The 6,521-nt window shown below is 68.7% G+C and carries 7 protein-coding genes; 4 read left to right on the forward strand and 3 right to left on the reverse strand.

Features of this window, described 5'->3' with window-relative positions:
* The 4 genes from QQK25_RS21725 to QQK25_RS21740 form a co-directional block, all read left to right on the forward strand.
* A partial coding sequence (locus tag QQK25_RS21725; RefSeq protein WP_284189834.1) for an NAD(P)-dependent oxidoreductase occupies nt 1-568 on the forward strand: 568 nt, incomplete at its 5' end.
* A gap of 8 nt (nt 569-576) precedes the next feature.
* Nucleotides 577-1,077, forward strand: coding sequence for an LEA/WHy family protein (locus QQK25_RS21730; protein WP_284189835.1), 501 nt, complete (start codon nt 577-579; stop codon nt 1,075-1,077).
* 55 nt (nt 1,078-1,132) lie between these two features.
* A complete protein-coding gene (locus tag QQK25_RS21735) occupies nt 1,133-1,834 on the forward strand; it encodes an AzlC family ABC transporter permease (protein ID WP_284189836.1) in 702 nt (233 codons plus the stop codon).
* Nucleotides 1,831-2,154, forward strand: a complete 324-nt coding sequence (locus QQK25_RS21740) for an AzlD domain-containing protein (RefSeq protein ID WP_284189837.1) — start codon at nt 1,831-1,833, stop codon at nt 2,152-2,154. The genes QQK25_RS21735 and QQK25_RS21740 overlap by 4 nt, the downstream gene beginning before the upstream one ends.
* A 14-nt stretch (nt 2,155-2,168) precedes the next feature.
* Here the strand turns inward: QQK25_RS21740 and QQK25_RS21745 are convergent, their stop codons facing one another.
* From QQK25_RS21745 to QQK25_RS21755, 3 genes are all read right to left on the reverse strand, one after another.
* Nucleotides 2,169-4,949: a putative bifunctional diguanylate cyclase/phosphodiesterase gene (locus QQK25_RS21745; RefSeq protein ID WP_284189838.1), complete on the reverse strand. Its 2,781-nt coding sequence runs from the start codon at nt 4,947-4,949 to the stop codon at nt 2,169-2,171.
* Between the two features lie 98 nt (nt 4,950-5,047).
* Entirely contained in the window at nt 5,048-6,199 is a 1,152-nt protein-coding gene (locus QQK25_RS21750; RefSeq protein ID WP_284189839.1) for a response regulator, read from the reverse strand.
* Nucleotides 6,199-6,521, reverse strand: a 323-nt coding sequence (locus QQK25_RS21755) for a hypothetical protein (protein WP_284189840.1), incomplete at its 5' end; no start/stop codon positions are given. The genes QQK25_RS21755 and QQK25_RS21750, both read right to left, overlap by 1 nt.

The following is a 6,521-nucleotide window of genomic DNA, read 5'->3' on the forward strand; positions in this document are numbered from 1 at the left end:
CGCCGCGGCCTACGCCGAGCGGGGCATCGGCTGGCTGGACGCGCCGGTCTCCGGCGGCGAGGTGGGCGCGCGGGACGCGACGCTGGCGATCATGGCCGGCGGCGAGGCGGCGGTGCTGGAGAAGGTGCGCCCGCTGTTCGACTGCCTGGGCAAGACGGTGGTCCACATCGGCGAGGCCGGCGCCGGGCAGGTGGCCAAGGCGTGCAACCAGATGATCATGGTGAATGTGATCCAGGCCTCTGCCGAGGCCATGCGGCTGGCGGGCGCCCACGGGCTGGACGCGACCAAGGTGATCGCTGCGCTGGCGGGCGGATCGGCCGGGTCGCGGGTGCTGGATGTGATGGGCGGGCGCATGGCGCGGCGGGATTTCGTCGCGGGCATCCAGTCGCGCCTGCATCACAAGGATTTCGCGATCCTGATGGACGAAGCCCGCGCGCTTGGCGCACCGCTGCCCATCGCGGTGCAGACCTGGCTGCAGCTCAACGCGCTGATGGGGCTGGGCGGTGGCAGGCTGGATACGTCCAGCCTGCTTAGGGTGCTCGAATCGCCGCTGGAAAGACTGGAGTGAGGGCTGTGATGGATCGTCGTCGTTTTGTTGTGCTGGCGGTGGCCGGTGCGCTGCTGGGGGGCTGTGCCGGCTCAACCTTCCGGCCCCTCAAGCCCGAGGTTTCGGTGGCGGACATCCGCGGGGAGGGCGGCAACCTGCTGGAGCAGCGCTTTCTGCTGACCCTGCGGGTGACCAACCCCAACCGCTTCGAGATCCCCGTCGAAGGGCTCAGCTTCACGCTCGACGTGGCCGGCGAGCCCTTTGCACGCGGGGTGGGCAACAAGCCGGTGACGATCCCCGCGCTGGGCGAGGCGCTGGTGGAGGTGAAGGCCACCGCCGGCATCGCCGGGCTGGTGATGCGCCAGTTCAAGAACCTGGGCAAGGGGCTGGACAAGCTGGAATACCGGCTGAAGGGGCGGCTGGTCAGCGGCAATTTTGGTGGCTACGACTTCGACCAGAAGGGCGAACTCGACCCGGCCAAGCTCTTGCGCGACGGGCGGCCTGCCAAGGCGCCTTCCGAGCAGTTCTGATTCCGATTCCCTGCCGCCGGCCTTTCCGTTCCGGGAGGCCGGCTGGATCTCCTGCATGTCTTCCAGATTGTCCGAATTCCTCGCGGGCTGCCGCGACGAGGCGCCGCTGCAGTTGGGCGTGGTGCCCTTCGGGATGCTTTACGGCATCGGTGCGTTGGCAGCCGGGATGCCGCCCTGGCTGGCCCAGGCCGCGTCGGCGGTGGTCTTTGCGGGGGCTGCGCAGCTCGTGATCGTGCAGATGCTGGCGGCGGGCGCCGGGGCGCTGCCCATCGGGCTCACCGCCGGCCTGCTCAATTTGCGTCACATGCTGTACAGCGTGTCGATGGCCGAGCATGTGCGCCATCTGCCCCGGCGCTGGCGGATGCTGCTGGCCTACCTGCTCACCGACGAGGCCTACGCGGTGGCGATCCTGCGTTACCAGACCCGCGGCCGTCCCGAGACGGGGCCGGACCACCGGCATTGGTATTTCCTCGGCTGTGGTTTCACCCTTTGGGCCACCTGGCAGCTCTCCACCGCGGCCGGGCTGCTGTTTGGCGCGACGGTGCCGGCGGAGTGGGACATCGACTTTGCGGTGCCGCTCACCTTCATCGCGCTCCTCACCCTGCTGATGCGCGAGCGGGCCGGGCAGGCGGCGGCGCTGGTGGCGGCCGTGGCCACGCTGGCGATGGCGGCGCTGCCCTTTCGGCTGGGGCTGGTGGTGGCGATCGTGCTGGGCCTGCTGGCCGGGGTGATGGCCGCAAAGCGGAGCCGGCCATGACGACGGGCGCGCTGGTTGGCCTGCTGGTGACGGTGGGCATCGTCACCTTTCTGTACCGCTACGCGATGATCGGGCTGTTTGCCGGGCGGCGCCTGCCGGGCTGGCTGCATGCCCTGTGCAGGCACATTGCGCCGGCGAGCTTTGCGGCGCTGACCGCCGGCGAGCTGTTCATCCACGGGGGCGAGGTGGTGCTGTCGCTGATGGCGCCCAAGCCCTGGGCGGCGCTGGTGGCCACGCTGGTGGCGTGGCGCACCGGCAGCGTGCTGGCCACCATCGGGGTGGGGATGGCGGCGCTTTACTGCTTCAAGTGGCTGCTCTGAGGCCTGGCGGTTGATCAGGCGACCGCGAGGGACACCTCGCGGGTGGCGCGGCGGGTGCGCAGCAGCCGGGTCATGTCGTCGGCGCTCATGGGGCGGCTGCACAGGTAGCCCTGGTAGGCGTCGCAGCGCCAGCGGCGCAGCAGGGCCAGCTGGGCGTCGGTCTCGACGCCTTCGGCGACCACCTCCAGGCGCAGGGTGTGGGCCATCGCGACGATGGTCTGGGCGATGGCGGCGTCGTCGGCCTTGGTGACGATCTCGTCGATGAAGGAGCGGTCGATCTTCAGCCGGTCGATGGGGAAGCGCTTGAGGTAGGCGAGGCTGGAGTAGCCGGTGCCGAAGTCATCCACCGACAGCTGCAGGCCGAGCTTCTTGCATTCGGCGAGCAGGTTGCGGGTGTGCTCGGGGTTGCGCATCACCAGGCTCTCGGTGAGCTCCAGATCCAGGAAGGCGGGGGCGAGGCCGGTTTCGGCGAGGGCCTTGCGGATGGTGTCGAGGAGGCCGGCGTCGTCGAACTGGCGGGCCGAGAGGTTGACGCTGATCGGCACGTGGCTGAGTCCTTCGGACTGCCAGGCCTGGTTCTGCCGGCACGCCTGATGGAGCACCCAGGCGCCGATGGGCACGATCAGGCCGGATTCTTCGGCGATGGGGATGAACACGTCCGGCGGGATCATGCTGCCGTCGGGCTGGCGCCAGCGGATGAGGGCTTCCATGCCGATGAGTTCGCCGCTGAGGGTGTCCACCTGGGGCTGGTAGAACAGGGCCAGCTGGCCTTCCTCGACGGCCTGACGCAGGCGGTTTTCCAGGTCGAGGCGTTCGCTGAAGCGTTCGGACAGGCCGTGGTCGAAGAACTGGTAGTTGTTGCGGCCGCGTTCCTTGGCCAGGTACATGGCGGCGTCGGCGTGCTTGATGAGGGCCGCGCCGTCGTGGCCGTCGTTGGGGAAGAGGGCGATGCCGATGGAGAGCGAGATGGTGAACTGACGGCCGTGGAGCTCGAAGGGGCGGGACAGGCTGGCCAGGATGCGCTCCGCCACGTCTTCGGGCATCGAGCCCTTGTCCAGGTTGTCGAGGACGATCACGAACTCGTCGCCGCCGGTGCGGGCGACCAGATCGCCGTCGCGCACGCAGCCGCGCAGGCGCTGGGCCACGGCGAGCAGGAGCTCGTCACCGGCGTGGTGGCCGAGGGTGTCGTTCACGTATTTGAAGCGGTCGAGGTCGGTGAACAGCACCGCGGCACCGCGGCGGCGTTCCCGGGCGGTGTTGATGACCTCGGTGAGGTGGGTGTTGAGCAGGGTGCGGTTGGGCAGGGAGGTGAGGCTGTCGTAGTGGGCCAGGTGGCGGATGCGCCGCTCGGCGTCGTGGCGCTGGGTGACATCCGCGACGATGCCCAGGTAGCCGCGCACATGGCGGTGGGCGTCGCGCACTTCCGAGATGCTGAGGTTGGCCGGGAAGATGCTGCCGTCCCGTCGCCGCAGGCTGACTTCGTGGGTGGGCCCCATGGCGGCGGCGGTGACCGCGGCGAACCCGCCGGCCTTTTCGGTGAGCGCCCAGCGGGCGATGTCTTCGGGGGTGTGGAAGATGAGCGGGGTCTCGCTGCCGATGAGCTCGTCGGCGCGGTAGCCGAACATCCGCTCGGCCGCGGGGTTGAGAACGCGGATGATGCCGGAGGCGTCGGTATAGACGATGGCGTATTCGGCGCAGTCGAGGATGGCTCGCTGGAGGGTGGTGGTTTCGCGCAGCAGGGCTTCCGAGCGGGCGTGCTTTTCCACTTCGCTTTCGAGCAGGCGGTTGGTGTCGCCAAGGGCCTTGACGTACTGCTCCAGCGAGGCGTTGGCGTCGCCAAGGGCGACGGTTTTTTCGTCCACCTGCCGGCGCACGGCGTCGGCGCGGGTCTGCAGCACATGAATCATCAGCGCTGCCAGGGTTGCCAGGGCGAGGCCCGAGAGCAGCTGGGCGCCCGCGTCCCGGCCGACGACGAGGCTGTCCATTTCATGGTCGGCGGCGGCGATCACCAGCCAGCGGCGATCGGCGAAGGAGATGCTGTCGGCGAAGGAGGTCTTGCCGATGCGGAAGGTCGGGCTGCGATGGACCGGCAGGCTGGCGCTGGCGTCGGCATCGACGATCTCGAGCTCGAAGGGGCGCGGGCCGTTGGTCGGATAAGTGACCGCAAAAGCTTGTTCGAGCAGGGTGCTCACCGACATCTGGATGAACAGCAGTTCCCGGCCGCCGGTGTGGGTGCGGTCGCCAGGGATCGGGCTGAGGATGAGCACCGAGGTCTGCTGGGGGCCACCGATGGCGGGCAGGGCGAAGGGGATGGTGGCGCTGATGGCCTCGGTGTGCTCGGCGGCCACGGCGGCGGCGAGGAGGGCATCGGGAATGGCGGATCTGCTCGCGGTTGCTGGCGGACTGCTGTCTGCGGCGTCGCGGGTGGTGCTGGCGGTGATCGCGGCCTTGCCGTCATCCACATGGACGATGCCGATCCGCAGGATCTCGGGGTTGTGGGTGAAGACCGGGGTGACCATGCGCCCGAGCTGGGCGCGGCTGCTATGGGGGGCGATGGCCAGCTGGCCGCTCAGGATGTCGGCCTGGCGCAGGAGGCTCTCGGTGCGCTCGCGCAGGTGGATGACCTGTTCCTGAGCGAGCAGGTGCAGACGTTCCCGGGTGGCGGTGGCCTCCTCGAGCAGCGCGGTGCGATAGTTGTCCACGGTGAGGGCCAGCACAACCGCGAAGACCAGAAGCGCCAGCCCGTAACGGCGAAGGTGGGCGGCGACCGGTCGGGACGTCGGGCGGGGGGGCATCAGGTCTCCTGTCGGACGTAAAGCGGACTTTGCCGGCTCTCCGGCCGGCTGACCTTTTACGGACGCCAGGGCTGAATCTTGAGTTCTGGAGGGGCGCGTCAGTCGCCAAAGACGAGCCGCAGCCGCGCTGCCTCGGCGGCTTCGTCCACGTCCACGTCGGCGAAGCGCTGGGCGATGTTCCGGAACTCGTCCTGCAGGGCCAGGAAGGCCTCGATGATGTTCGGATCGAAGTGGGTGCCGCTGCCGGCACGGAGCGCCTCGACGGCGTCGAGATGGCTGACGGCGGCTTTGTATACCCGCTTGCTGATCAGCGCGTCGTAGACATCGGCCACCGCCATCAGGCGCGCCGACAGGGGGATGCGTTCGCCGGAGAGGCCCAGCGGGTAGCCGGAGCCATCCCATTTCTCCTGGTGGGAGTAGGCGATCTCCTTGGCGAAGCGCAGAAAGCGGGCGGACACGCCGAACAGGGCTTCGGCCCGGCTGATGGCTTCGCGGCCGAGGGTGGTGTGGGTCTTCATCACCTCGAACTCGGCGGGGGTGAGCTTGCCGGGCTTGAGGAGGATGCGGTCGGGAATGCCGACCTTGCCGATGTCGTGGAGCGGCGCCGACTTGTACATCAGGTCGATGTTCTCGTCGGTGAGCTCGGCGGCGTAGTGGGGGTTGGACTGCAGGTGGCGGGCCAGCAGGCGCAGGTAGGACTGGGTCCGGCGGATGTGGTTGCCGGTCTCGTTGTCGCGGGTTTCGGCCAGGGAGGCCATGGCGACGATGGTGGCGTCCTGGATCAGGGAGAGTTCGCGGGTGCGGCGGGTGACTTCCTGTTCGAGGTAGCTGTTGCGGTCGCGCAGGAAATCGCTGGCGGCCTTGAGGGTGAGGTGGTTGCGGATGCGGGTGAGCACCAGCGGCGGGCTGATGGGCTTGGTGATGTAGTCCACCGCACCGGCGTCGAAGCCGAGCTGCTCGTCCATCTCTTCGTTGCGGATCGTGAGGAAGATCACCGGGATGTTGGCGGTGACGGGATCGTTCATGAGCTGGCTGCACACCTCGTAGCCGTCCATGTCCGGCATGCTCACGTCGAGGAGGATGAGATCGGGCACCGGCTTGCTGCTGGCAAGCTGAAGGGCGCGCTTGCCGCTGGTGGCGATACGCGTGCGGAAATCGGCGCGTTGCAGGCAGTCGACGATCGGCTCGATCGACTCCGGCGCGTCATCCACGACCAGGATGAGAGGGCGATGACTGTCGATGGGATGCATCAGGCGTGGTCTCCGGGCATGGCCGTTTCGTCGAGCGTCTCGCTCAGGCGGGCTAGTGCCTCATCATAATCGTAGTGCTGGATGGCGTTGGAGATTTGTGCGGCTTTTTCAATCCCGATTCGGGTAATGAGATCGGGCCGGAGCGCCCGGAAGGTCGCAGGTGCCGCGCCGTCGGCGTCGCGCAGCTGTTGGGCCAGCTGCGCGCCCGCCTCGCGGAAGGCCGCGGCGTCGAGGGTGACGGCGCCGTCCGGGGTCTCGGGGGGGAGCCGGGTTTCGAGCAGTGTGACCAGGCTCAGCAGCTCGGCCGACAGGGCCGGAAGCT

Source organism: Zoogloea oryzae (assembly GCF_030161255.1).
Classification (GTDB): domain Bacteria; phylum Pseudomonadota; class Gammaproteobacteria; order Burkholderiales; family Rhodocyclaceae; genus Zoogloea; species Zoogloea oryzae.

Bases quoted from the DNA above. Each gene is read 5' to 3' on its own strand.
- QQK25_RS21745 (WP_284189838.1), bottom strand. From the start codon at position 4,949: ATGCCCCCCCGCCCGACGTCCCGACCGGTCGCCGCCCACCTTCGCCGT.
- QQK25_RS21750 (WP_284189839.1), bottom strand. From the start codon at position 6,199: ATGCATCCCATCGACAGTCATCGCCCTCTCATCCTGGTCGTGGATGAC.
- QQK25_RS21735 (WP_284189836.1), top strand. From the start codon at position 1,133: ATGTCTTCCAGATTGTCCGAATTCCTCGCGGGCTGCCGCGACGAGGCG.
- QQK25_RS21730 (WP_284189835.1), top strand. From the start codon at position 577: ATGGATCGTCGTCGTTTTGTTGTGCTGGCGGTGGCCGGTGCGCTGCTG.
- QQK25_RS21740 (WP_284189837.1), top strand. From the start codon at position 1,831: ATGACGACGGGCGCGCTGGTTGGCCTGCTGGTGACGGTGGGCATCGTC.